Below are 1233 nucleotides of genomic sequence, written 5' to 3' on the forward strand. Positions count from 1 at the left end.
CTGAGGTGACATGGCGAAAGTGGTCCGTTTCTGGTGTTAGTTTTCCGACGGATTTCCGAAGGAGGAAGTTCGAGGATGAAGCGGAAGCGGTATTCGACGGAACAGATCGTTGCGGCGTTGAAGCAGGCTGAACTGGGTCTGCCGGTCGCCGATCTGATCCGGCAGCTAGGGATTTCGGAGCAGACGTTTTATCGATGGAAGAAGCAGTACGCGGGTCTGGAATCCGACCAGGTTCGCGAGCTGAAGCAGGTGGTCGAGGAGAACACTCGGCTGAAGAAGCTTGTGGCGGAACTCAGTCTGGACAAGGCGGTTCTGCAGGACGTGTTGTCAAAAAAATTCCCCGGCCGTCGCTCATGAAGGAGGTTGTAGACTACGTGGTCGCGTCGCACGGCTACAGCCAGCGGCGGGCCTGTTTCCTGACGCGCCAGCATCGCTCGACGCAGCGCAAGCCCTCGAGGCGTGATCCTCGCACGGAAGTGCGTCAGCGCATGCACGAGATTGTCGCGACGCACATTCGCTACGGTTACAGGCGTGTGCATATCCTGTTGAAGCGGGAAGGCTGGCACCTTGGTCGCAATGTCGTCTACAGGCTTTATCGCGAGGAAGGCCTTGCCTTGCGGGCGAAGCGGCCGCGCCGCAGGAAGATGGCTGCGCATCGCCAGACGCGCTGTCAGCCTTCTCGGGTGAATGAAGTCTGGAGCATGGACTTTGTCCACGACCAGCTGAGCGACGGGCGCAAGATCCGGATGCTGACAATGATCGATGTCTACACGCGCGAGGCTCTTGCAATCGAAGTTGGCGAACGGTTGCGCGGCGGGGATGTCGCCTTGGTTCTCAACCGGCTTGTCTATCTGCGAGGTGCGCCGACGGCTCTGTTTGTGGATAATGGCGCCGAGTTCACCGGACAGATTGTCGACCTCTGGGCGTATCATCACAAGGTGCGGATGGACTTCTCGCGGCCAGGAACGCCGACCGATAATGCGCATATCGAGTCCTTCAATGGATCGCTCCGGGACGAATGCCTGAATGTGAACTGGTTCGCTTCAGTGGCCGACGCGAAGGCCAGGATCGAGGCATGGCGCAGGGAGTACAACGAGAGTCGGCCTCACATGGCTCTCGATGGACTGTCGCCCGCGGAATTTGCCCGGAAGACGGGACCGTGCGAAGAAGGTACTAGGCTCATGGCCGTCGGAAACTAGCGTCGATCCCGGACCACCAAGCCCAAGCGCTTCA

1 protein-coding gene is annotated in these 1233 nt (G+C 59.4%); it reads left to right on the forward strand.

What is annotated here, in order from left to right; genetic code table 11:
* Positions 1–75 precede the first annotated feature (75 nt).
* Positions 76–1199, forward strand: a protein-coding gene (locus tag ACSF9G_RS23840; RefSeq protein WP_436644563.1) for an IS3 family transposase whose coding sequence is annotated in 2 segments (ribosomal slippage) — positions 76–325 and positions 325–1199 — 1125 coding nt in all. Because the reading frame shifts where the segments join, the coding sequence is not laid out codon by codon here.
* The last annotated feature ends 34 nt before the right edge of the window (positions 1200–1233 follow it).

Source organism: Microbaculum mangrovi, assembly GCF_051390635.1.
In the GTDB taxonomy this organism is placed as follows: domain Bacteria; phylum Pseudomonadota; class Alphaproteobacteria; order Rhizobiales; family Tepidamorphaceae; genus Microbaculum.